Source organism: Phenylobacterium sp. GW823-FHT02A09 (assembly GCF_058797775.1).
The window spans coordinates 1066066-1087669 of sequence record NZ_JBXAJZ010000002.1; the positions used below are offsets into that span (position 1 = coordinate 1066066).

The window sequence follows — 21604 nt, forward strand, 5'->3', positions numbered from 1 at the left end:
TACGCCGATGGAGGCCAGATGATCCGCGACCGCCGCGCCCGTATCGTCGCGACGCTCGGCCCGGCCAGCCGCGAGGCCGGCAAGGTCGTCCAGCTGGCCCTGGCCGGGGCCGACGTGTTCCGCGTGAACTTCAGCCACGGCGTCCACGAGGACCACGCCAGGACGATCGCCAACGTCCGCGCCGCCGAGGCCGCGGTCGGCCGTCCGCTGGCCGTGCTGGCCGACCTGCAGGGCCCGAAGATCCGGCTGGGCGAATTCGCCGACCGCAGCGTGCGGCTGAAGGTCGGCCAGGATTTCCGGCTCGACGTCTCCGAGGAGCCGGGCGACGCCAGCCGGGTCGGCGTGCCGCTGGCCGAGGTGTTCAGCGTGCTGCGGCCGGGCTCGGACATCTTGCTCGACGACGGCAAGGTGCGGCTGCGGGTGCGCCGCAACGGCCCGGGCTTCGCCGAGACCGAGGTGCTGTCGGGCGAGACCCTCTCGAACCACAAGGGCCTGAACCTGCCCGGCCACGCGATCCCGGTGCCGGCCCTGACCGCCAAGGATCGCGAGGACCTGGCCTTCGCCCTGCAGCAGAACGTCGACTGGGTGGCGCTCAGCTTCGTGCAGCGCGCCTCGGACATGGCCGAGCTGCGCCAGATCGTGCAGGGCCGCGCCGCGGTGCTGGCCAAGATCGAGAAGCCGGCGGCGATCGAGGCGCTCGACGAGATCCTCGACCTCTGCGACGGGGTGATGGTGGCCCGCGGCGACCTGGGGGTGGAGCTCAACCCCGAGGACGTGCCGGTGGTGCAGAAGGCGCTGGTCCGCGCCGCGCGAACCCGCGGCATCCCGGTGATCATCGCCACCCAGATGCTCGAGTCGATGATCCACGCCCCGAGCCCGACCCGGGCCGAAGCCTCCGACGTCGCCGGGGCGGTCTACGAGGGCGCCGACGCGGTGATGCTGTCGGCCGAGACCGCGGCCGGCGAGTATCCGGTCGAGGCGGTGACGATCATGAACCGCATCCTGACCCGGGTGGAGCAGGACCCGCGCTGGCCCGAGCTGATGCGCGCCGAGTACCCGGTCGAGGACGCCGACGCCGACGCCCTGGTCGCCGCGGCCAGCCGCGCGGCCGAGACCGCCTCGACCGCCTGCATCGCCGCGTTCACGACCACCGGCCGCACGGCGCTGCGGCTGGCCCGCGAGCGGCCGCTGCAGCCGACCCTGGCCTTGACGCCCAACCTGCACGCCGCGCGGATGCTGGCCCTGGTCTGGGGCGTCGAGGCGCGCGTGGTGGCGCAGGTCGACGACGCCGAGGAACTGGCCAAGCTGGCCGTCGACCAGGCGCTGAGCGCCGAGCTGGCGCGGCCCAATCAACGGGTTATCATCCTGGCCGGTCTGCCGATGGGCTCGCCCGGCGCGGCCAACATCCTGCGCATCGCCCACGCGCCGCGCCGCTAGCGCACGCGAACCGGGAAGCCGGTGTGGCTGCGGCCCTGGACGTCGACGCGGCGGCCGGTGCGTTCGAACAGCAGGTCGACCTTTTCCTCGCCGACCCGCAGGCCGTCGATCTCCAGGCGGTCGATGCCGATCGGCAGCCGCGGATCGGCGACGCGGATCTCGCGGTTCCAGCCGTCGACCGAGACCCCGAGCACCGACTGCAGCATCATGAACACCGAACCGGCGGCCCAGGCCTGCGGCAGGCAGGCGACCGGATAGGCGACCGGCGGCTCGCCGGCCATGCGCGGGAAGCCGCAGAACAGCTCGGGCAGCCGCATCTCGAAACTGATCGCGGTCTCGAACAGGCCGGAGGTCAGCGAGGCGACGCCGTCGCGTTCGCCGTAGCGCGACAGACCCATGGCGCAGACCGCGGTGTCGTGCGGCCAGACCGAGCCGTTGTGGTAGCTCATCGGGTTGTAGCGTGGCTCGCCGGTCGCCAGGGTGCGCAGGCCCCAGCCGGTGTCGAACGCCGCCGACATCAACCGCTCGGCGACCTTGCGCGCCCGCTCCGGACTGGGCAGGCCCGAGAACAGCAAATGCCCCGGATTGCTGCTCAGCACGCGGCAGAGGTCGCCCTTGCCGTCGATGGCGATGCCGTAGAAGTCGTGCTCGTCCATCCAGAACCGCCGCTCGACCGCTTCGCGGATCTGTTCGGCGCGGGCGGCCCAGCGGGCGGCGTTGTCTTGGTCGCCGCGGTGGTGGGCGAGCTTGGCCATCGCCCGATAGGCGGCGAAGGCGTAGCCCTGGACCTCGACCAGCGCGATGGGGCCGTCGGGAAAGCGGCCGTCGGCGTGGAAGACGCTGTCCTCGCTGTCCTTCCAGCCCTGGTTGGCGAGGCCTGAATCCTTGCCCCGCTTGTAGTCGATCAGGCCGTCGCCGTCGGAGTCGCCGAACCGCTCGATCCAGCGGACCGCGGCGATGAGCGCGGGCCAGAGATCGTCGATCAGCACCAGGTCGCCGGTCCGCTCGGCATAGGCGCCCGCCAGGGCCACGAACAGCGGCGTGGTGTCGACCCCGCCGTAGTAGCGGGCGAACGGCACCTCGCCCAAGGCCGGCATCTCGCCCTTGCGGGTCTCGTGCATGATCTTGCCGGGGGCGCTGTCGCGGAAGGCCGACACCTCCTCGGCCTGGTGCGCGGCCAGGTAGGTCAGCACGCCCCGCGCCAGCGACGGTTCGAACCAGAGAATCTGCCAGGCGGTGATGATCGCGTCGCGGCCGAAGGCGGTCGAGAACCAGGGAATGCCGGCATACGGATAGGGGCCGGTCTCCATGCGGGTGGTCAGCAGCGCCAGGTCGGCGCGCGACTTTTCCAGCCACTCGTTGAACAGCCGCCCGGAGCTCTTGATACGGGCGCCGTGGCGGCGGCGCGCGCGCATGTCCCAGCGGGCGCGGGCGGCGGCGTAGCGGTAGCGGTGGCGGTCGGGGGGCGGGGAGCTGGAGGCCCCGATCTCCATGTAGAGCTCCAGCCGGCCTTCAGGCTGCAGCGAGTACATGTAGTCGGCGCGCGTACCGCTGATGCGGGCCGGCGGGTCGGAGAACGAGACCAGACTGGTGCGTTCCACGCCGTCGAGGCCTTCGTAGCGGAACCGCACGCTGCGGCCGTCGACCACCGGTGGGTGCAGCTTGCCGCGACGCTCGCGGTGCATGCCGCGGACTTCGAACATGTCGCGGAAGTCGGCGCCGAACTCGACCGACAGCGGGATCAACACCACGTCGCGGCTGTAGTTGACGCAGCAGATCCGCTCGTAGAGCCGCTCCTCCCAGAGGAACCGCTTGCGTTCGACGTGCAGCACGCCGGGCGGTCCGACCGGTCCGCCGGGATAGGGCAGGGCCTGGTTGGCGCCGTGCGAGGTGAAGAACACGTTGTCCTGGGCGATGGCCGCCGACAGCAGCGACGGCGGCCGCCCGCCCAGCAGCAGCCGGAAGTGCGAGAGGATGCGGGTGTCGTTGTGGAACAGGCCGTCGCCGGCGCCGACGATGTCGCCGAAGGCGTCGGCCACCACGAAGGTGTCCTTGTCCTTGAGGGCGAAGAGCCGGTGCGGAACCCGCGGTTCGCCCGTCTCACCCGTTTCGACCGGCGCATCGGGGGCCGGCGCGAGATCGTCCATGAGCCCTACCTCAGGCGTTCGCCGCCAGAGCGACGCCGCGTTCGGGGCGAGCGCCGGCCAGGCGGGCGTAGAGGTCGAGATAGCGCCTGGCCATGGCCACGCTCGAGAAACGCTCGTCAAATCTGCGCCGCACGTCGCGGCGGTTCAAGTTCGGGATCCTGCTGATGGCCTCGAGCGCCTCGTCCTCGCTGGAGACGATGAATCCCGTCAGTCCGTCGTCGATCACCTCGGGCACCGATCCGCAGCCATAGGCGATTACCGGCGTGCCGCAGGCCATGGCCTCGATCATCACCAGGCCGAAGGGTTCGGGCCAGTCGATCGGGAACAGCAGCGCCCTGGCGTTGCCGAGGAAGGCCGACTTCTCGTCGTCGCCGATCTCGCCGACGAACTCGATCAGCTTCTGTCCGATCAGCAGCGGTTCGATCTTGTCCTGGAAGTAGCGCAGGTCGGCGTCGTCGACCTTGGCGGCGATCTTCAGCGGCAGGCCGGCGCGCTTGGCCAGGGCGATCGCCCGGTCGGGGCGCTTTTCCGGCGAGATCCGCCCGAGAAAGGCCAGGTACTGCCCCGGTTCGAACCTGGGCCGATAGAGGTCGGCCTGCATGCCGTGGTGCACGGTGCCGGCCCAGTTGGCGAAGGCGATCGGCTTGCGCTGGGCGTCGGAGATCGAAACCAGCGGGAACTGCTGCCAGCGCCAATAGACGCCGGGCAGGTCCTTGAGGTCGAGGCGCCCGTGCAGGGTGGTCAGGGTCTTCTCCGCCATGTCCTCGAAGAACGGGAAGTGGATCATGTCGGTGTGAAAGTGGATCAGGTCGAATTCGTGGGCGCGGCGGCGCACGTCCCAAAGCATCGACATGTGGGCGGCGAGATCCGACTTCAGCTGCGCCGGATCGAGCCGGATCGCCTGGTCGCGGACCTTCACCAGCTCGGCCTTGGTCTGAGCCTCGGCGCTGGCGAACAGGGTGACGTGGTGGCCGAGGTCGGCGAGGGCGTCGGTCAGATGGGCGACGACCCGCTCGGTTCCACCATAGAAGCGGGGCGGTACGGCCTCATATAGCGGTGGAACTTGAGCGATCCTCATCACGCGGGCTCCTAACTGTGGGTGGGCCGCAGGCGTCTGGACGCGCCGTAGGGCCGCAGAGGAAGTTCGCGACCGCCCGGTCTGGTTCCGAATCAGACGTCGCTTTTCCGCCCGGCCGAGGTGAATCGGTGGCGCGTTCGTCGTGGTGCTGCGTTATGGGCGGGACATGATCGAGAGCTACGCAACCCCGGCCGACCTGGCCGCCGCCGCCGCCGCCGCCACGGCCCAGGCTCTGCAGACGGCCCTGGCCGAGCGTGGGGCGGCCAGCTTGGTCGGAACCGGCGGGCGCTCGCCTGCGCCGGTCTACGATCTGCTGGCCCAGACCGAGCTCGCCTGGAGCCGTGTCGCCGTCACGCTGTCGGACGATCGCTTCGTGTCGGTGGACTCGCCGGACTCCAACGAGCGGCTGGTGCGCGAGCGGCTGCTGACCGGACCGGCCGCCGCGGCGCGCTTCGTTCCCATCAGCACGGCCGCTGACAGCGTCGAGGCCGCCGCCGACAAGGTGGAGGCTGACGTCCGCGCCTTGGCGCCCTATGACGTCATGCTGCTGGGCATGGGGGAGGACGGCCACGTCGCTTCGCTCATACCCGGATCGCCTGTGCTGGATCTGGGCATGGATCCGCACGGAACGCGCTTCTGCCTGGGAATACCCGCCGGGGTCGGCTCGCCGCCGATCGCGCGGGTGACCATGACCATGCCGGCTCTTCTGCAAGCTCGGCTGATCCTGGTGCTCATCTCCGGGGCCAAGAAGCGGGACATCGTGGAGAAGGGGAACGGTCTGCCCGTGCACGCGCTGCTCAGGCAGGCTAAAGCGCCGGTGCGCGTTCTCTGGACCCCTTAGACAAGTCGGAGCCAGTCATGCCTGTCGCGTTGCATCCCGTCACCGCCGCCGTCACCGCCCGCATCGTCGAGCGGAGCCGCCAGTCCCGCGCGGACTATCTGAAACGGATGGAGGCGGCGCAGCACGACGGCCCGGGCCGGGCCAAGCTGTCCTGCGCCAACTGGGCCCACGCCTTCGCCGCCGAGCCGGATGGCGTGAAGCAGCGGATGCGCAACCCGACCGCGCCGAACATCGCGATCGTCTCGGCCTACAACGACATGCTTAGCGCCCACCAGCCGCTGGAGCGCTATCCGGCGATCATCAAGGCCGGGGCGAAAGAGGTCGGCGGCACCGCTCAGTACGCCGGCGGCGTGCCGGCCATGTGCGACGGCGTCACCCAGGGCCGTCCGGGCATGGAGCTGTCGCTGTTTTCACGCGACGTCATCGCCATGTCGACGGGCGTGGCGCTGACCCACGACGCCTTCGACGGCGCGCTGATGCTCGGGGTCTGCGACAAGATCGTGCCGGGTCTGGTGATCGGGGCGCTGGCCTTCGGCCACCTGCCGACCATCTTCGTGCCGGCCGGGCCGATGACCTCGGGCCTGTCGAACGCCGAGAAGGCCCGCGTGCGCGGCCTGTTCGCCGAGGGCAAGGCGACCCGCGACGAGCTGCTCGACAGCGAGATGAAGTCCTATCACGGGCCGGGCACCTGCACCTTCTACGGCACCGCCAACTCCAATCAGATGATGATGGAGATGATGGGCCTGCACCTGCCGGGCTCGGCCTTCATCCATCCGAACACGCCGCTGCGCGACGCCCTCGTCGCCGCGGCGCCCAAGCGGGCCATCGAGATCGGTCACGCAACCAACGCCTACACGCCGATGGCGCAGGTCGTCGATGAGAAGGCGATCGTCAACGCGGTCGCCGGCCTGCTGGCGACCGGCGGCTCGACTAACCACACCCTGCACATCGTCGCCATGGCGCGGGCGGCGGGCGTCATCATCGACTGGTCCGACTTCGACGAGCTCAGTAAGGTCACGCCGCTGCTGGCGCGGGTCTATCCGAACGGCAGCGAGGACGTGAACGCCTTCCACGCGGCCGGCGGCATGGCCTTCGTGGTGCGCGAGCTGCTCGACGCCGGCCTGGCGCACGAGGACGTGGTCACCGTCGCCGGCCAGGGCCTGCGCCACTATCAGAACGAGCCGTTCCTGGAGGACGGCAAGCTGGTCTGGCGCGAGGGCGCCAAGGAAAGCCTGAACCGCGACATCCTGCGGCCGGTCTCCGACCCGTTCCAGCCCGAGGGCGGCATGCGGCTGCTGACCGGGCCGCTCGGCCGGGCGGTGATCAAGACCTCGGCGGTCAAGGACGAGAACCTCGTCGTCGAGGCCCCGGCCATCGTCTTCGAGGACCAGGAGGACCTGCTGGAGGCGCACAAGCGCGGCGAGCTGAACCGCGACTTCATCGCCGTGGTCCGCTTCCAGGGCCCGAGCGCCAACGGCATGCCCGAGCTGCACAGCCTGACGCCGGTGCTGGGCGTATTGCAGGACAAGGGCTTCAAGGTCGCGCTGGTCACCGACGGGCGGATGAGCGGCGCGTCGGGCAAGGTGCCGGCGGCGATCCACGTCAGCCCCGAGGCGGCCCACGGCGGCCCGCTGTCGCAGGTCCGCGAGGGCGACGTGATCCGACTGGACGCGCACGCCGGAACGTTGGAGATCAAGCTCGACCCTGCGCAGTTCGCGGCGCGGGAGAAGTTGAGCGTCGCCCAGCCCGGATTCGGCTATGGCCGTGAACTGTTCGGCTGGATGCGCCGGGCGGCCGCGCCGGCCGAGCAGGGCGGCGGCGCGCTATTCGGAGACGTTGCGTGAAGACCATCTATTCCGGCCTGGTCGGGGACATCGGCGGCACCAATGCGCGTCTGGCCGTGGTCGATTCCACGGGCCGGATCCGCAATCCCAAGACCTATCCGGCCGCCGAGTACGGATCGCTGACCGAGGTGATCGGCGAGTACCTCGAGACCACGGTCGGCCGCCAGAAGGTGCACACCGCGGCCATCGCCGTGGCCGGCCCGGTGGTCGACGGCGAGATCGAGTTCACCAACCTCGACTGGCGGATCTCGGAGGGCGAGCTGATCGGCACGTTCGAGTTCCACTCGGCCAAGCTGATCAACGACTTCGCGGCGCAGGCGCTGGCCGCGCCGGTGCTCGATCCGGACGATCTGAAGACCATCGGTCCGGCGATGCGCGGGGCCGAGGGCGCGCCGATCCTGGTTCTGGGCGCCGGCACCGGCTTCGGCGTCTCGATGGTGGTCCGCACCGACCGCGGCGACATCGCGGTGCCCTGCGAGGGCGGCCATGCCGGCTTTGCGCCCTATGACGGGGTCGAGGCGGCGATCTGGGCTTCGCTGCGCCGGACCTACGGCCGGGTCTCGATCGAACGGATCCTATCCGGGCCCGGCCTCTACGCGCTTTATCGCGGCCTGGCCGACGTGCGCGGCGTGCCGGCCGAGCTCAAGGACGAGAAGGAAGTGCTGGCCGCCGGTCACAAGGGCGGCGACCTGCTGGCCGAAGAGACCCTGGACCGGTTCTGCGAGATCCTCGGCTCGGTGGCCGGCGACATCGCCCTGACCTGCGGCGCGCGCGGCGGGGTCTATGTCTCGGGCGGCATCGCGCCGCGGCTGGCCGACCGGCTGGCGGGCGGCGGCTTCCGCCGCCGGTTCGAGGACAAGGGCCGGCTGTCCGACTACACCCGCGACATCCCCACCTACCTGATCGTTCACCCCTATGCGGCGCTGGTCGGCGCCGCCCGCGTGCTCGAGCAACTGGAAGGAAGCCCGCTGTGACCCTCGCCGAGACCCTCAAGCTCGCCCCGGTGGTGCCCGTCCTGATCATCGAGGACGCGGCCCAGGCCGTACCGCTGGCCAAGGCGCTCGTCGCGGGCGGGCTCTACGCGCTGGAGGTGACGCTGCGCACGCCGGCGGCGCTCGAATGCATCCGCCGCATCGCCGGCGAGGTCGAGGGCGCGGTGGTCGGCGCAGGCACCATCACCACGGCCCAGGCGCGGCAGTCGGCGGCCGACGCCGGCGCGAAGTTCGGGGTCAGCCCCGGCCTGATCGACGGCGAGGGCGTCGACGGGGCGCTGCCGCTGCTGCCGGGGATCGCCACCGCCAGCGAACTGATGCGCGGCATGCGCGCCGGCTTCACCCACTTCAAGCTGTTCCCGGCCAATGTGGTCGGCGGCGTCGGGGCGCTGAAGGCGTTTTCCAGCCCGTTCCCGCAGGCGAGCTTCTGCCCGACCGGCGGCGTGGACGCCAAGAACGCGGCCGACTACCTGGCCCTGCCCAACGTGATCTGCGTCGGCGGCAGCTGGGTCGCCCCGGCCGACGCGGTCCGCGCCGGCGACTGGGGCAAGATCACCGAACTGGCGAAGGCGGCGTCGGCGCTGGGGAAGTAACTAGATCCTCCCCTCATGGGGGAGGTGGATCGGCGCGGAGCGCCGAGACGGAGGGGGACTGCTCTCAAGCAAGAGCATCAAAGTCCCCCTCAGTCAGCCTGTCGGCTGACAGCTCCCCCAGAGGGGGAGCATCTGCGTTCGATCACCGCCCCTTGAACACGCCCGGCCGGCGCTCCTGCACGGCGCGGACGCCCTCGGCGAAGTCCTCGGTGGCGCGCAGCAGGGTCTGTTCGGCGTGCTCGTGGGCGGTCTGGGCGCGGACCGCGGCGGCCAGTTCGCCGCGCAGGGTCTTGCGGGTGGCGATCACCGCCAGCGGCGCGTTCTCGGCGATCTCGGCGGCCAGGGCCTGGGCGGCCGGCAGCAGTTCGTGCAGCGGGACCAGCTCGTCGGCGAGACCCCAGGCCACGGCTTCGTCGCCCTTGATGCGGCGGCCGGTCAGGAACATCAGGTTGGCGCGCTGCACGCCGATCAGGCGCGGCAGGGTGTGGGTCAGGCCAAAGCCCGGATGGAAGCCGAGCTTGACGAAGTTGGCCGAGAACCGCGCCTCGGGCGCGACCACCCGGAAGTCGGCGACCAGCGCCAGGCCAAGGCCGGCGCCGACGGCGGCGCCCTGGACGGCGGCGATGATCGGGGTCTCGACCGCGAACAGCCGCACGGCCTGCTCGTAGAGGCTGTCGATGCCGCTCATGCCGGTGCCGCCGATGCCGGTCGGCGAGACCAGGTCGGCCCCGGCGCAGAACGCCCGGCCGGCGGCGGCCAGCACCACGGCGCGGATGTTGTTGTCGCGGTCCATCGCCTCAAGCGCGTCGGCGAGGTCGCGCATCAGGTCGACCGAGACGTGGTTGTTCTCCGGCCGGTCGATGACGATGGTCGCCACATGGCCGTCGGTGGTGAGGGTCAGGTGGTCGCCATAGGCCGTCTTCATCGTCTCGATCCCATCAGGTTGCGGGCCACCACCCATTTGTGGACTTCGGTGGGGCCGTCATAGATTCGCATGGTGCGCAGGCGGTTGGCCATTAGCTGCAGCGGCAGCTCCTTGGTCATGCCCATGGCGCCGAAGGTCTGCATCGCGCGGTCGACGACCTCCCAGGCCATCTCGGTCGCGTAGCCCTTGATCATCGAGATTTCCACCCGCACGTCGCGGCCCTGGTCGAGTTTCCAGGCGCAGTCGTAGGTCATCAGCCGGGCGGCGTGGATGCGGGTGGCGGCGTCGGCCACCCACCACTGGATCGCCTGGCGCTCGCTGAGCGGCAGCCCGAACGTCTTCCGCTGCGGGGCGTACTCGCAGATCATGTCCAGCGCCCGCTGGGCCATGCCGATCGACCACGAGGCCATCTCGATGCGCCGGGTGCCCAGGCGCAGCTGCATGGGGGCGAAGCCGTTCCCCTCCTCGCCGAGCAGCTTCCAGCCCTCGACCCGGCAGTCCTCCAGCGCCACCTCGTAGGTCGCCTGGCCGCCGATCATCGGGATCTTGCGCAGCACATTGAAGCCGGGCGTCCCCTTGTCGACCAGGAAGGCCGACATGCCGCCCCGCGCGCCCTTCTCCTTGTCGGTCACCGCCATCAGGATGGTGAAGTCGGCCTCTTCGGCCCGCGTGATCCAAATTTTTCGGCCGTTGATCACCCAGTCGTCGCCGTCGCGGTCGGCGCGGGTCAGCATGCCGGCCGGGTCGGCCCCGGCGCCGGGTTCGGAGATGCCGATGGCGCTGATCGTCTGGCCGGCGACGTAGGGGGCGAGATAGGCCTGCCGCTGGCGCTCGTTCACTGTCGCCGCCAGCATCCGCAGGTTCGGGCTGTCCGGCGGCAGGGTGTAGGGCGTGATGGTCTTGCCGAGTTCTTCGTTGACCCCGACCATGGCCACGGCCGGCAGGTCGACGCCGCCGACATCCTCGGGCGCGTCCAGGCCCCAGAGGCCGAGCGATTTGGAGACCTCGTCGAGCCGGGCGTTCTCGGCCGCGCCGATGCCCAGGCCCTTGCCGTCCGCCTCTCGGGCCAGCACCCCGGCTTCCAGCGGCATCAGCTCGTCCTGGACGAAGCGGGCCACCAGGTCCTTGAGCATCCTGTGTTCGTCGGAAAGCGCGAAGTCCACTAGCCCTCCCCCGCGTCAATGCGCGATGTTCGGCCCCGATCATAGCGAGGCGGTGTGCAGAGGGGAGGCCTGACGTGGCGGAAGTAAAGCAGCTGGCGAACGAAGCCACGGGGCCGCTGAAGGGGATCCGGATCCTCGACCTGACCAGCGTGGTGTTCGGCGCCTATGCGACCCAGATGCTCGGCGACCAGGGCGCCGAGGTGATCAAGCTGGAAGACCCCGGCTCGGGCCGCGGGACCGGCGGCGACATCATGCGCTGGCCCGGCCACACGCCGAAGGATTGGCCGCGCGACCTGGGGCCGATCTTCCTGACCATCAATCGCAACAAGCGCTCGGTCTCGTTCAACCTCGCCGATCCGAAGTCGCGCCGCAGCCTGGAAGCGCTGATCAAGAGCTGCGACGTGTTCGCGACCTCGATCCGCTACGAGGGGCTCAAGCGGCTGGGGCTGTCCTACGAGGAGGTCAAGGCGCTGCGGCCGGACGTGGTCTATGTCCACGCCGCCGGCTACGGCTCGGACGGTCCCTATGCCGGCGAGCCGGCCTATGACGACCTGATCCAGTCGGCCTCGGGCCTGGCCGACGTGCTGCCGCGCACGGATGGCAATCCGACGCCGCGGATCCTGCCGAGCCTGATCGCCGACAAGGTCTCGGGTCTGTTCATGTGCCAGGCGATCACCGCCGGCCTGCTCAGCCGCGAGCGCACCGGCGAGGGCCAGTTCATCGAGGTGCCGATGCTGGAGTGCGTGACCAGCTTCAATCTGGTCGAGCACCTCTACGACCATGCCTTCGATCCGCCCACCGGCCAGTGGGGCTATCAGCGGGTGGTCAATCCGCACCGCAAGCCGTTCCCGACCAAGGACGGCTACATCGGCCTGCTGCCGTATACCGACAAGCAGTGGGACATCTTCTTCGACGTGGCCGGCTGGGGCGACACCTTCGGCAAGGACCCGCGGTTCCAGGGCCTGGAGCGTGGCAAGAACATCCACGAGCTCTACGCCCTGGTCGAGACGGTGACCGTGACCAAGACCACCGACGAGTGGCTGGATCTCTTGAAGCCGCTGTCGATCCCGGTGACGCGCACCAACCGGCTGGACGACCTGCCCGAGGATCCGCACCTGAAGGCGGTCGGCTTCTTCGAGAAGTACGACCATCCGCAGGCCGGAGCTTATGTGGCGATGAAGCCGCCGGTGAAGTTCAACGGCACGCCGTCGAACATCCGCAGGCACCCGCCGCGGCTGGGCGAACACACGGACGAGGTGCTGGCCGAGGTGTCGGAGTCACAGGACGCCTGATGCGCGTCGCGGTGGTCGGGAGTTCGGGGTCAGGCAAGTCGACCCTGGCCAGGCGCCTGGCCGGGACGCTCGGCCTGCCGCACATCGAGCTGGACGCGATCAACTGGCAGGCCGGCTGGAAGGACCTCAACAGCCACGATCCCGACGAGTTCGTGCGCCGGGTCGCCGCGGCGGTCGGCCAGGACGCCTGGGTCAGCGACGGCAACTACGGCAAGGTCCGCGACCTCGTCTGGAGCCGGGCGACGCACCTGGTCTGGCTCGACTACGAGCGCAGCGTGATCATGCCGCGGGTGATCAAGCGCTCGGTGCTGCGGGCGATCGACCGCACCGAACTGTGGCCCGGCACCGGCAACCGCGAGGACTGGCGGATGTGGTTTTCGAAGGAGCATCCGATCCGCTGGGCCTGGGACACCTGGGCGCGGCGGCGGGCCGAGTACGGCGGGCGCATCGAGGACCCGCGCTTTGCGCACCTGCAGGTGCATCGCCTGCGCCATCCGCGCGAGGCGGAAGGGTTGGCGGGCAGGTTGGGTGGCTAATCTCCCTCCCCCTCGTGGGGAGGGACGAACCGCGAAGCGGTCAGGGCGGGGCATCGCCGTGCTGGCCGCTCCCCACCCGTCTCACCGCTTCGCGGCGATCCACCCTCCCCACGAGGGGGAGGGAAAGCTCGGCTCTAGACCGGCGAGAACACCGGGACCGGCGGGCCGTTCTCGGTGGGCTGGAACTTCACCTTGACCTTCTGGCCGATGGAGAGCCCGTCGGGCGCCACGTCGACGAAGTTGGTCAGCACGGCGGGACCTTCGTTCAGGGTCACGTAGCCGATGGCGTAGGGGCCGGACGGCGAGCGGTGCATGACGCTGTAGCTATAGATCACGCCTTCGCCTGGGCTCTCCTTCCACTCGGTCTGGTCCGAGAAGCAGAACGGGCAGAGCGCGCGCGGGTACCAATGGTCCTCACCGCAAGCGTTGCAGTGCTTGATCAGGAACTTGCCCTCGGCGGCGGCGTCCCAGAAGGGCTTGCTTTCGATGGTCACGGCCGGGGCCGGGATCTGGCGGGTCATGAGCGCGGGGCGGTCTTGGACGTCGGTCATGTTTAGGCCTCCCGTTCCATGATGAGGGTCGCCGCGCCGTGGCGCGTGCCGAGCGATCCGCCCGTGCCGTGGGCCAGGGCAATGTCGCAGTTGGGGACCTGGACCTTGGGGTGGGCTTCGCCGCGGAGCTGACGCACCGCCTCGATGACCTTGGTGATGCCGCCTCGGTTGGTCGGGTGGTTGTTGCAGAGCCCGCCGCCGTCGGTGTTGAACGGCAGCTTGCCGACGCCCGAGATCAGGTTGCCGTCGGCGACGAACTTGCCGCCCTGGCCCTTCTCGCAGAAGCCGAGGTCCTCGAGCTGCATCAGCACCGTGATGGTGAAGCTGTCGTAGATCGAGGCGTACTTGATGTCGGACGGCTTCACGCCGGCTTCGCCGAAGGCGATCGGGCCGGACCAGACCGCGCCCGAATGGGTCAGGTCGAGACCGCGGCCGCCCATCGGGCCCTTCGGCGACTCGCCCGCGCCCATGATCTTCACCTTGGGACGGTTCAGGGTCTTGGCCACTTCAGGCGAGACGACGATCAGCGCGCCGCCGCCGTCGGTGACGACGCAGCAGTCCAGCAGGTGCAGCGGGTCGGAGATCATCCGCGAGTTCACGACCTGCTCGACCGTCACGACGTCCTTCAGGAAGGCGTGGGGGTTGTACTGGGCGTGGTGGCTGGCGGCGACCTTGATCCAGGCCAGCTGCTCGCTGGTGGTGCCGTACTCGTACATGTGGCGCATGGCGCACATGCCATAGGTGTTGTGGGTCGAGCCGCCGTAGATGTTCTCGTAGCCGGCCTCGGGCGGGCCGTCGGTCAGCTGGCCGGGCTTGCCCGCGCCGCCGCCGAAGAACTTGTTCTGGCGCGGACGGCCGGCCAGGGTGATCAGGGCGACCGAGCACTTGCCCTCGGCGATCGCCTGGGCCGCGTGGCCGACGTGCAGCAGGTAGGACGAGCCGCCGGTCTCGGTGGAGTCCATGTGGCGGACGTTGCGCAGGCCCATGTAGTCGATCATCGACATGGCGCCGAAGCCGGGGGCGTCGCCGGCGCAGAAATAGCCGTCGATGTCGTCCTTGGTGAGACCGGCGTCCTCCAGCGCGCCCTTGGCGCATTCGGCGTGGAGTTGCGGCGTGGACTTGTCGGGCGCGTCGCGGAGCGGATGCTCGTACGCCCCCATGATGTAGGCCTTGCCTTTTATGCTCATGCGTTTCCCCGGAAATTATCTTTGAAGAATGGATTTGGCTTATCGCGGTGCAGCATGGACGGCAACCGCCGGATGGCTTGGAGTGTCATCCCGGTTTGCGAAGCAAGACCGGGACCCATTCGCGCCGCAGCGCAGGATGGGGCACGGCCTCATTTTCTGCTTGCACGATCCGGTGTTCATGGGTCCCGGACAGCCGCTGCGCGGCTTCCGGGATGACACCACTTGCAGGTCGGCGCTAGGCCGGCTGCTTCATCGCCGCCAGGCGCTCGTCGCGCAGGGCGGTGCGGCGGACCTTGCCGGCGTCGTCGCGCAGCGGTTCGTCGACGAACTCGTAGGTCCGCGGCTGCTTGTAGGTGACCAGCTTGGCCGCCAGGTGCGCACGCAGCGAGGCTTCGTCGCGCGAGCCCTTGGTCTGGACGATGGCGTGGATCCTGTTGCCGAGGTCGTCGTCGGGGAAGCCGATGACCGCGCAGGACTGCACCTCGGGGTGCTCTTCCAGCGCCGCCTCGATCTCGGCCGGATAGACGTTGGAGCCGCCGACCAGGATCATGTCGGTGCGGCGGTCGGCGAGGTAGAGATAGCCGTCCTCGTCGAACCAGCCGATGTCGCCCAGGCTCTCCCAGCCGCCTTCCAGCACCTTGGCCGTGGCGCCGATGTACTTGTAGGACGGCGGCGCGCCTTCGGGCCGGCGCATGTAGATTTCGCCGACCTCGCGCGGCGGCAGGAACGATCCGTCCTCGCCGACCGCGACCATCTCGCCGACCGTCACCTTGCCGACCGAGCCGCGGTGTTCGAGCCATTCGGCGCCGGAGATGGTGGTCACCGCTTGCGCCTCGGTGCCGGCGTAGAGCTCCATCACCGTCTCGGGCCCGACCCAGTGGATGAAGGCCTCCTTCAGCCAGGCCGGGCAGGGCGCGGCCAGGTGCCAGAGGGTCTCCAGCGAGGAGAGGTCGTACTTGGCGCGGACCTCCTCGGGCAGGTGCCAGATGCGGTTCATCATGGTCGGCACCAGGTAGATCCAGGTGGCCTTGTTACGCTGGATCTCGGCCAGGGTGGCCTCGGCCTCGAAGCGCGGCATCAGCACCATGTGGCAGCCGACGCTGAAGGCCGACATCATCATGCCGAAGCCGGCGTTGTGATAGAGCGGCGCGGGCAGCAGGGCGACGGAGCCGGGCTTCAGCCGCCAGCCGCCGACTTCCGGGGTCTCCTTGGCGGTGACGCCGGGCTGGCCCGACAGGATCAGCTTCGGGCGGCCGGTGGAGCCGCCGCTGGTCGGGGCCTTGGAGACTGGCGCGGTCTGGTCGGGCAGGTCGCTGTCGTCGTCGGACAGCGCCAGCAGGTCGGGGATCGACAGCAGCGGCCGGTCGATCTGGTGCTCGAACTGGGCGATGACCACGGGCGTGGCGGCCAGCTCCATGATCGCCTCGAGCTCGCCCTTGGGCAGGCGGAACGAGATCGGCTGCGGCGTCGCGCCCAGCTTCCAGATCGCCCAGCAGGCCACGGCGAAGTCGGTGGAGTTGGGCAGGCCCAGGGTGACGAGGTCGCCGAACTTCACGCCCTTGGCGGCCAGGCCGCGGGCGGCGCGGTTGGAAAGCTTGTGGAACTGCTCGTAGGTCAGCGTGACATCGCCGCAGGTGACGGCGGGCGCGTGCGGCTTGAGCTCGGCCAGCTGCTTCAGCTTGGCGCCGAGCGAAATCATCTCATCGGACATGCTTTGGTTTCCGTCCCCTGGAAATGGATCGGGCTCTGACGGCCCTTTGATCGAAGAATGGCGCGCCGCCGGAATGCGATGGCGGACGCCCGCAGTTTCCTTTGGGGAAGGCTTGTGACGCAAGCGCCGATTGCGGATGTCGCCGTTTCGGGCTTTAGGGGTTCGTACAAGTGTTTGAGAGGGAGACGTCCATGTCCGTGGAAGAACTGCTCGCCCAGGAATTCGGCGCCCTGGCCGACGTGATCCGCGCCCAGGCGGCGGAGTTGGGCGGCAAGGCCGCGCTGGTGGACGCGAAACGGACGATCTCCTACGCCGAGCTGGACGCGCTGATGGACCGCATCGCCGTGGCGCTGCAGCGCGACGGGGTCGGCAAGGCCGACGTGGCGGCGATCTGCGCGACGACCAGCGCCGAGTACGGGGCGAGCTTCTTCGGGATCCTGCGGGCCGGGGCGATCGTGGCGCCGCTGGCGCCGTCCTCGACGCCCGAGAGCCTGGTGATGATGCTCAATGACTCAGGCGCGAAGGTGTTCTTCCTCGACGCCGCGGTTTCGAAGCAACTCGAGGGCGTCGCCGACCAGATCAGCGCCAAGCGCGTGGCGCTGGACGGTTCGGACGTCGGCGTGGCGTTCGAGGCCTGGCTGGCCCCGGCGGGCGCCAAGCCCGAACCCGTCGAGGTCGATCCCGACCAAGGCTTCAACATCATCTACTCGTCGGGCACGACCGGCGCGCCGAAGGGCATCGTCCAGCCGCACCGCATGCGCTGGGGCCAGATCCGCCGCGGGGTCTATCCGGCGCAGTCGGTGACGATGATCTCGACGCCGCTCTACTCGAACACGACGCTGGTCTCGTACCTGCCGACGATCTCCAATGGCGGCACGGCGGTGCTGATGCCGAAGTTCGACGCCGAGCAGTTCCTGAAGCTGTCGCAGCAGCACCGCGCCACCCACGCCATGCTGGTGCCGGTGCAGTATCGCCGGCTGATGGAGCGGCCGGACTTCGACAGCTACGACCTGTCGTCCTACGTGATGAAGTTCTCGACCTCCGCGCCGTTCTCGCCGGAGATCAAGGCCGACGTGCTCAAGCGCTGGCCCGGCGGGCTGATCGAGTACTACGGCATGACCGAGGGCGGCGGCTCCTGCGGCCTGCTGGCCCACGAGCATCCGGACAAGCTGCACACGGTCGGCCGGCCGCTGCCGGGCCACGACATCCGGCTGATCGGCGAGGACGGGGTGGAGGTGCCGCAAGGCGAGATCGGCGAAGTGGTCGGCCGCTCGGGCGCGATGATGGTCGGCTACCACAACCAGCCGGGCAAGACGTCCGAGGCCGAGTGGTACAGCCCTGAGGGCCTGCGCTACATCCGCACCGGCGACGTCGGCCGGTTCGACGAGGACGGCTTCCTGACGCTCATGGACCGCAAGAAGGACATGATCATCTCGGGCGGCTTCAACATCTATCCCAGCGACCTCGAGGCCGAGATCGTGCTGCACGAGGCGGTGCTGGAAGCCGCCGTGGTCGGGGTGCTGTCGGACAAGTGGGGCGAGACGCCGGTGGCGTTCGTGGCCCTGAAGCCCGGCAAGAGCGTCGGCGCCGACGAGCTCAAGGACTGGGTCAACGCCAAGCTCGGCAAGACCCAGCGGCTCGCCGACCTGGTGTTCCTCGACAACCTGCCGCGCAGCCACATCGGCAAGGTGCTCAAGCGCGAACTGCGCGACGACTACAAGGGAAAGGCCCTCGCGTGAGCCAGATTTCGGTCGCCGACCTCTGCGACGAACATGAGGGGACCATCGAGGTCTGCGAGACGCAGTTTCGCGACCTCGGCGGCAAGACCGCCTTTTCCGGGCCGATCCGCACCGTCCGCTGCCACGAGGACAACTCGCTGGTGAAGGCGACCCTGGCCGAGCCGGGCGAGGGCTGCGTGCTGGTGGTCGACGGCGGCGGCTCGCTGCACCGGGCGCTGGTCGGCGACATGCTGGCCGCCGACGGCGTGAAGAACGGCTGGGCCGGGGTGGTGGTGTTCGGGGCGGTCCGCGACGCCGTAGTGCTGGGCACGCTCGACATCGGCGTCAAGGCGCTGGGGACCAACCCGATGCGCAGCGTCAAGCGCGGCGAGGGCGTGGTCGACACGCCGGTGGCGTTCGGCGGCGTGGTCTTCCTGCCCGGCGACATGCTGTACGCCGACGAGGACGGCGTCGCGGTGCTGCCGGCCGTCGACGAGGATGAGGAGTAAGCCGATGGCCGACGCCTTCACCGACCTTGGCGGCAATACGCCGGCCGACCTCAACGCCATGCAGCAGGGTTTCCTGCCGGGCGAACTGGGTCTGGAGGTGCTGGAGGCCCGGCAGGGCTATCTGCGCAGCCAGGTGAAGGTCGAACAGAAGCACATGGCGCCGAACGGCTTCATGCATGCGGCCAGCGTCATCGCGCTGCTGGATTCGGCGGCCGGCTACGGCTGCCGGATTTCGCTGCCGGAGGGCGCGGTCGGCTTCACGACCATTGAATTGAAAAGCAATTTTCTCGGCACGGCCCAGGCCGGCGAGGCGGTGACCTGCGAGGCCAAGCTGGTCCACGGCGGGCGTATGACCCAGGTCTGGGACGCCACGGCGACCCATGCCGGAAGCGGCAAGGCGATCGCGCTTTTCCGCTGCACGCAGATGATTCTCTACCCGCGTTGAAAGATCGCAAAACGCCCGCTTGATCTCCCGGGGCCGGATGAGTAGGTTCCGCGCCTCGCGCTCAGCGGGTTCTCCTTATTCGAGGCCCGAACGACGTCTCCGGAGAGGTGGCTGAGTGGTCGAAAGCACCGCACTCGAAATGCGGCGTACCTTTACGGGTACCGTGGGTTCGAATCCCACCCTCTCCGCCATATCCCTGAAAATCCGAGACGTCCGGCCTTAGCGGCGCGAGGGCTCACGCCACAAATCGACGACCGAAAATCGCTGCTGACAAGCCGCTGTCAGCAGCCGCGCGTTCTGTTGGGGGAAACCAATGGAGCCGACCATGTCCGACCTCGTTTTCTACACCAACCCCATGTCGCGCGGCCGCATCATCCGCTGGATGCTCGAGGAGGTCGGCCAGCCCTACGAGACCAAGGTCCTGGACTGGGAGACCGGCGCGGCGAAGGGCGCCGACTACCTGGCGATCAATCCCATGGGCAAGGTGCCGGCGATCGTCCACGACGGCGTGGTGGTCACCGAATGCGCCGCGATCTGCGCCTATCTCGCCGATGCGTTTCCCCAGGCGGGCCTGGCGCCGCCCCCCGGCAGCCGGCTGCGCGGCCCCTACTATCGCTGGCTGTTCTTCGGCGCCGGCCCGATCGAGCAGGCCGTGGCCGCCAAGATGATGAACCTGGAGCCGAGCGTCGAGCAGCGCACCTCGCTGGGCTATGGCTGCATGGAGGACGTGCTGGCGGCGATCGAGGGCGCGGTCGAGAACCGTCCGTACCTGGTGGGCGACAGCTTCACCGCCGCCGATCTCTATCTCGCCTCGCACCTGTCGTGGGGCATGAACTTCGGGACGCTCGAAAAGCGCCCGGCGTTCGAGGTCTACGCCGAACGTCACCTGCAGCGTCCGGCCGCCCTGCGCGCCGACGAGATCGACAACGCGCTGATCGCGGCCGCCGCGCAGCCGGCGACCTGAACCCGGGCGGATGGCCCGGTTTCCGGGCCATCCGCCCATGCTCCTCCTGGGGATAACCCCGATAGACCGCTCAGGAAGCGACCCGCACTCTCGCGCCCGACAGTCACAAGTCAGGGCGAAGACACATGGCCAAGCTGCCATCCCCCGCACCGAGCCGGCCCGGCCGGATGAAGAATCCGCCGTTGCCGCCGCTACCGGACATCAGCGGCCTCGACGCCGACACCGCGTCGGTCACCTATTCGACCCACCGCACCGAGCTCTCGACCCATCGGACGGATCTGTCGGAGCATCGGACGGACCTGTCGGAATACCGCACCGACCTGTCGACCGAGCGGACCGAGATGTCGATGCGGCGCACGGGCATGTCGTTCCAGCGCACGCGGATGAGCGACGACCGCACGCTGATGTCGGTGATCCGCACGTCGCTGTCGCTGATCGGCTTCGGCTTTACGATCTACCAGGCGTTCCAGAAGCTGCGCGACGCCGGCGCCATCGCCAGCGCCGCGGCGCCGCGCAACTTCGGCATCGCTCTGGTGAGCCTGGGCATACTGATGCTGATTATCGGCATGGCGCGGCACGTGCAGTTCATGCGCGAGCTGAAGACGACCCGCGACGATATGGCCAAGCAGGGCCTGATCTTCGCCGAGAGCACGTTCCCGGTGTCGTCGACGTTCTGGATCGCCGTGGCGCTGCTGGTGCTCGGCCTCGGCGCGATCATCAGCATGGTCTTCAAGATCGCGCTGTTCGGCTAGCTAGCGCGACATCCAGGGCTTGGACTTGGACGAGGAATGGGCGGCCGCGGCCTGCTCGCGCTGGAAGCGTCCGCCGCGCGGCGGCTTTGGCCGGGCCTCGATGGCGGCGTTCTTCAGGCGCAGCGCCCGCTGGATCGGGGTCTCGTTCGGCGGCGGCTCGTCGGGCTTATCAGTCATGACCCGATCCTAGCGGCTGGAACGCGCGGAGCAAAACCACGAACGCTTGCCTTCGCCGCCGTTCGCCGGGCACACACCGGCCATGAAGCAAGTCATCGTCGTCAACGAGGCGCTCGGCCTGCCGCCCGGCAAGATGGCCGCCCAGGTCGCCCATGCCGCTGTCGGCGGTCTGCTGAACGCCCCGCGTGAACAGCAGACCGGCTGGTTGCAGGCCGGCATGCCCAAGGTGGTGCTGCGCTGCGGCTCGGAAGAAGAACTGTTCGAGCTGGCGCGCCAGGCCGAGGCCGCGGGGCTGCCGGTGATGCTGATCCGCGACGCCGGGCGCACGGTCGTCGCCTCCGGCACGCCGACCTGCGTCGGCATCGGCCCCGACGAGATCGCCAAGATCGACGCCGTCACCGGCGCGCTCAAGCTGATGAGGTAGCACGATGGTCTATTCGACCAAGCAGGGCAGCGGGGTGCTGGGCACCCAGGAACAGGCGCTGGAGGCGGTGACCTTCGAGGCCACCATCGAGCACGCGCAGAACTCGATCCTGTCGTTCATCGCCAAGATCCGCACCCGCAGCGGCCGCAGCCTGGCTGAGCTGAAGGGCCAGAACCTGGTGCTGCAGATCGACGACGGCCCCGCCCTGGGGGTGGTGATCGTCCACGTCGAGGACGGCGGCGACGAGGCGGTGCTCAACCTCTCATCTCGATGACCTGAGGGCCGCGGTCGCGCCTCTCCCTGACTGCGGCTTGATGA

Annotated in this window: 22 protein-coding genes and 1 tRNA gene; 15 read left to right on the plus strand and 8 right to left on the minus strand. The window is 69.3% G+C overall.

The window, feature by feature from the left end; genetic code table 11:
• Positions 1-18 precede the first annotated feature (18 nt).
• A complete protein-coding gene (gene pyk / locus AC1Q87_RS12485; RefSeq protein ID WP_492609239.1) occupies positions 19-1437 on the plus strand; it encodes a pyruvate kinase in 1419 nt (472 codons plus the stop codon).
• On the opposite strand, the gene AC1Q87_RS12490 is transcribed toward pyk, so the two are convergent.
• Together AC1Q87_RS12490 and AC1Q87_RS12495 are read right to left on the minus strand one after the other, a co-directional pair.
• On the minus strand, positions 1434-3584 hold the full coding sequence (locus tag AC1Q87_RS12490; protein ID WP_492609240.1) for an amylo-alpha-1,6-glucosidase: 2151 nt from the start codon (positions 3582-3584) through the stop codon (positions 1434-1436). The genes pyk and AC1Q87_RS12490 overlap by 4 nt on opposite strands.
• A 10-nt stretch (positions 3585-3594) precedes the next feature.
• Entirely contained in the window at positions 3595-4662 is a 1068-nt protein-coding gene (locus tag AC1Q87_RS12495) for a glycosyltransferase family 4 protein (protein ID WP_492609241.1), read from the minus strand.
• 166 nt (positions 4663-4828) lie between these two features.
• On the opposite strand from AC1Q87_RS12495, the gene pgl reads away from it, so the two are divergent.
• The 4 genes from pgl to eda are packed head-to-tail and all read left to right on the plus strand — an operon-like array spanning position 4829 to position 8932.
• Entirely contained in the window at positions 4829-5503 is a 675-nt protein-coding gene (gene pgl, locus AC1Q87_RS12500) for a 6-phosphogluconolactonase (RefSeq protein WP_492609242.1), read from the plus strand.
• 17 nt (positions 5504-5520) lie between these two features.
• Positions 5521-7347, plus strand: coding sequence for a phosphogluconate dehydratase (gene edd / locus AC1Q87_RS12505; RefSeq protein WP_492609243.1), 1827 nt, complete (start codon positions 5521-5523; stop codon positions 7345-7347).
• Complete coding sequence (glk, locus tag AC1Q87_RS12510; protein ID WP_492609244.1) at positions 7344-8321, plus strand: glucokinase; 978 nt, start codon at positions 7344-7346, stop codon at positions 8319-8321. The genes edd and glk overlap by 4 nt, the downstream gene beginning before the upstream one ends.
• Positions 8318-8932: a bifunctional 4-hydroxy-2-oxoglutarate aldolase/2-dehydro-3-deoxy-phosphogluconate aldolase gene (gene eda / locus AC1Q87_RS12515; protein WP_492609245.1), complete on the plus strand. Its 615-nt coding sequence runs from the start codon at positions 8318-8320 to the stop codon at positions 8930-8932. The genes glk and eda overlap by 4 nt, the downstream gene beginning before the upstream one ends.
• A gap of 142 nt (positions 8933-9074) precedes the next feature.
• On the opposite strand, the gene AC1Q87_RS12520 is transcribed toward eda, so the two are convergent.
• Positions 9075-9857: an enoyl-CoA hydratase/isomerase family protein gene (locus tag AC1Q87_RS12520; RefSeq protein ID WP_492609246.1), complete on the minus strand. Its 783-nt coding sequence runs from the start codon at positions 9855-9857 to the stop codon at positions 9075-9077.
• Complete coding sequence (locus tag AC1Q87_RS12525; protein ID WP_492609247.1) at positions 9854-11020, minus strand: acyl-CoA dehydrogenase family protein; 1167 nt, start codon at positions 11018-11020, stop codon at positions 9854-9856. Before AC1Q87_RS12525 ends, AC1Q87_RS12520 begins: the two co-directional genes overlap by 4 nt.
• A 74-nt stretch (positions 11021-11094) precedes the next feature.
• Between AC1Q87_RS12525 and AC1Q87_RS12530 the strand changes: the two genes are divergently transcribed.
• Complete coding sequence (locus tag AC1Q87_RS12530; RefSeq protein ID WP_492609248.1) at positions 11095-12312, plus strand: CaiB/BaiF CoA transferase family protein; 1218 nt, start codon at positions 11095-11097, stop codon at positions 12310-12312.
• Positions 12312-12848, plus strand: a complete 537-nt coding sequence (locus AC1Q87_RS12535) for a P-loop NTPase family protein (protein ID WP_492609249.1) — start codon at positions 12312-12314, stop codon at positions 12846-12848. Before AC1Q87_RS12530 ends, AC1Q87_RS12535 begins: the two co-directional genes overlap by 1 nt.
• Positions 12849-12982: 134 nt before the next feature.
• Here the strand turns inward: AC1Q87_RS12535 and AC1Q87_RS12540 are convergent, their stop codons facing one another.
• The 3 genes from AC1Q87_RS12540 to AC1Q87_RS12550 all read right to left on the minus strand — a co-directional run bounded on the left by AC1Q87_RS12540 (position 12983) and on the right by AC1Q87_RS12550 (position 16297).
• Positions 12983-13399, minus strand: coding sequence for a Zn-ribbon domain-containing OB-fold protein (locus AC1Q87_RS12540; RefSeq protein WP_221221080.1), 417 nt, complete (start codon positions 13397-13399; stop codon positions 12983-12985).
• A 2-nt stretch (positions 13400-13401) separates the two neighbouring features.
• On the minus strand, positions 13402-14586 hold the full coding sequence (locus AC1Q87_RS12545; RefSeq protein ID WP_293403826.1) for a thiolase family protein: 1185 nt from the start codon (positions 14584-14586) through the stop codon (positions 13402-13404).
• 235 nt (positions 14587-14821) lie between these two features.
• Positions 14822-16297: an AMP-binding protein gene (locus AC1Q87_RS12550; RefSeq protein ID WP_492609250.1), complete on the minus strand. Its 1476-nt coding sequence runs from the start codon at positions 16295-16297 to the stop codon at positions 14822-14824.
• A gap of 191 nt (positions 16298-16488) precedes the next feature.
• Here AC1Q87_RS12550 and AC1Q87_RS12555 point away from each other — a divergent pair, with 191 nt between their 5' ends.
• The 6 genes from AC1Q87_RS12555 (at position 16489) to AC1Q87_RS12580 (ending at position 20685) form a co-directional block, all read left to right on the plus strand.
• Positions 16489-18036, plus strand: coding sequence for a class I adenylate-forming enzyme family protein (locus tag AC1Q87_RS12555; RefSeq protein WP_492609251.1), 1548 nt, complete (start codon positions 16489-16491; stop codon positions 18034-18036).
• Positions 18033-18524 carry a ribonuclease E activity regulator RraA gene (gene rraA, locus AC1Q87_RS12560; RefSeq protein WP_492609252.1) on the plus strand — a complete coding sequence of 164 codons (492 nt, stop codon included), beginning with the start codon at positions 18033-18035 and terminating at the stop codon, positions 18522-18524. The genes AC1Q87_RS12555 and rraA overlap by 4 nt, the downstream gene beginning before the upstream one ends.
• A gap of 4 nt (positions 18525-18528) precedes the next feature.
• A complete protein-coding gene (locus AC1Q87_RS12565) occupies positions 18529-18969 on the plus strand; it encodes a PaaI family thioesterase (RefSeq protein WP_492609253.1) in 441 nt (146 codons plus the stop codon).
• Positions 18970-19070: 101 nt separating this feature from the next.
• A tRNA-Ser gene (locus tag AC1Q87_RS12570) sits at positions 19071-19160 on the plus strand.
• A 134-nt stretch (positions 19161-19294) separates the two neighbouring features.
• The gene (locus AC1Q87_RS12575; protein WP_492609254.1) at positions 19295-19933 is read left to right on the plus strand and encodes a glutathione S-transferase family protein; all 639 of its coding nucleotides are present in this window, start codon (positions 19295-19297) and stop codon (positions 19931-19933) included.
• A gap of 125 nt (positions 19934-20058) precedes the next feature.
• Entirely contained in the window at positions 20059-20685 is a 627-nt protein-coding gene (locus AC1Q87_RS12580; protein ID WP_492609255.1) for a YidH family protein, read from the plus strand.
• Here the strand turns inward: AC1Q87_RS12580 and AC1Q87_RS12585 are convergent, their stop codons facing one another.
• Entirely contained in the window at positions 20686-20862 is a 177-nt protein-coding gene (locus tag AC1Q87_RS12585) for a hypothetical protein (protein ID WP_183776115.1), read from the minus strand. It abuts the gene before it with no gap.
• Positions 20863-20944: 82 nt separating this feature from the next.
• On the opposite strand from AC1Q87_RS12585, the gene pth2 reads away from it, so the two are divergent.
• Both pth2 and AC1Q87_RS12595 read left to right on the plus strand, forming a co-directional pair.
• A complete protein-coding gene (gene pth2 / locus AC1Q87_RS12590; protein ID WP_492609256.1) occupies positions 20945-21286 on the plus strand; it encodes a peptidyl-tRNA hydrolase Pth2 in 342 nt (113 codons plus the stop codon).
• A 4-nt stretch (positions 21287-21290) separates the two neighbouring features.
• Entirely contained in the window at positions 21291-21560 is a 270-nt protein-coding gene (locus AC1Q87_RS12595) for a hypothetical protein (protein WP_492609257.1), read from the plus strand.
• Positions 21561-21604: the final 44 nt, after the last annotated feature.

Coding starts and splice junctions, on each gene's coding strand:
- AC1Q87_RS12585 (WP_183776115.1), bottom strand. CDS start 20,862: ATGACTGATAAGCCCGACGAGCCGCCGCCGAACGAGACCCCGATCCAG.
- AC1Q87_RS12540 (WP_221221080.1), bottom strand. CDS start 13,399: ATGACCGACGTCCAAGACCGCCCCGCGCTCATGACCCGCCAGATCCCG.
- AC1Q87_RS12520 (WP_492609246.1), bottom strand. CDS start 9,857: ATGAAGACGGCCTATGGCGACCACCTGACCCTCACCACCGACGGCCAT.
- AC1Q87_RS12545 (WP_293403826.1), bottom strand. CDS start 14,586: ATGAGCATAAAAGGCAAGGCCTACATCATGGGGGCGTACGAGCATCCG.
- AC1Q87_RS12580 (WP_492609255.1), top strand. CDS start 20,059: ATGGCCAAGCTGCCATCCCCCGCACCGAGCCGGCCCGGCCGGATGAAG.
- pth2 (WP_492609256.1), top strand. CDS start 20,945: ATGAAGCAAGTCATCGTCGTCAACGAGGCGCTCGGCCTGCCGCCCGGC.
- AC1Q87_RS12595 (WP_492609257.1), top strand. CDS start 21,291: ATGGTCTATTCGACCAAGCAGGGCAGCGGGGTGCTGGGCACCCAGGAA.
- pgl (WP_492609242.1), top strand. CDS start 4,829: ATGATCGAGAGCTACGCAACCCCGGCCGACCTGGCCGCCGCCGCCGCC.
- AC1Q87_RS12575 (WP_492609254.1), top strand. CDS start 19,295: ATGTCCGACCTCGTTTTCTACACCAACCCCATGTCGCGCGGCCGCATC.
- AC1Q87_RS12495 (WP_492609241.1), bottom strand. CDS start 4,662: ATGAGGATCGCTCAAGTTCCACCGCTATATGAGGCCGTACCGCCCCGC.
- AC1Q87_RS12490 (WP_492609240.1), bottom strand. CDS start 3,584: ATGGACGATCTCGCGCCGGCCCCCGATGCGCCGGTCGAAACGGGTGAG.
- pyk (WP_492609239.1), top strand. CDS start 19: ATGATCCGCGACCGCCGCGCCCGTATCGTCGCGACGCTCGGCCCGGCC.
- AC1Q87_RS12555 (WP_492609251.1), top strand. CDS start 16,489: ATGTCCGTGGAAGAACTGCTCGCCCAGGAATTCGGCGCCCTGGCCGAC.
- AC1Q87_RS12535 (WP_492609249.1), top strand. CDS start 12,312: ATGCGCGTCGCGGTGGTCGGGAGTTCGGGGTCAGGCAAGTCGACCCTG.
- AC1Q87_RS12565 (WP_492609253.1), top strand. CDS start 18,529: ATGGCCGACGCCTTCACCGACCTTGGCGGCAATACGCCGGCCGACCTC.
- AC1Q87_RS12550 (WP_492609250.1), bottom strand. CDS start 16,297: ATGTCCGATGAGATGATTTCGCTCGGCGCCAAGCTGAAGCAGCTGGCC.
- edd (WP_492609243.1), top strand. CDS start 5,521: ATGCCTGTCGCGTTGCATCCCGTCACCGCCGCCGTCACCGCCCGCATC.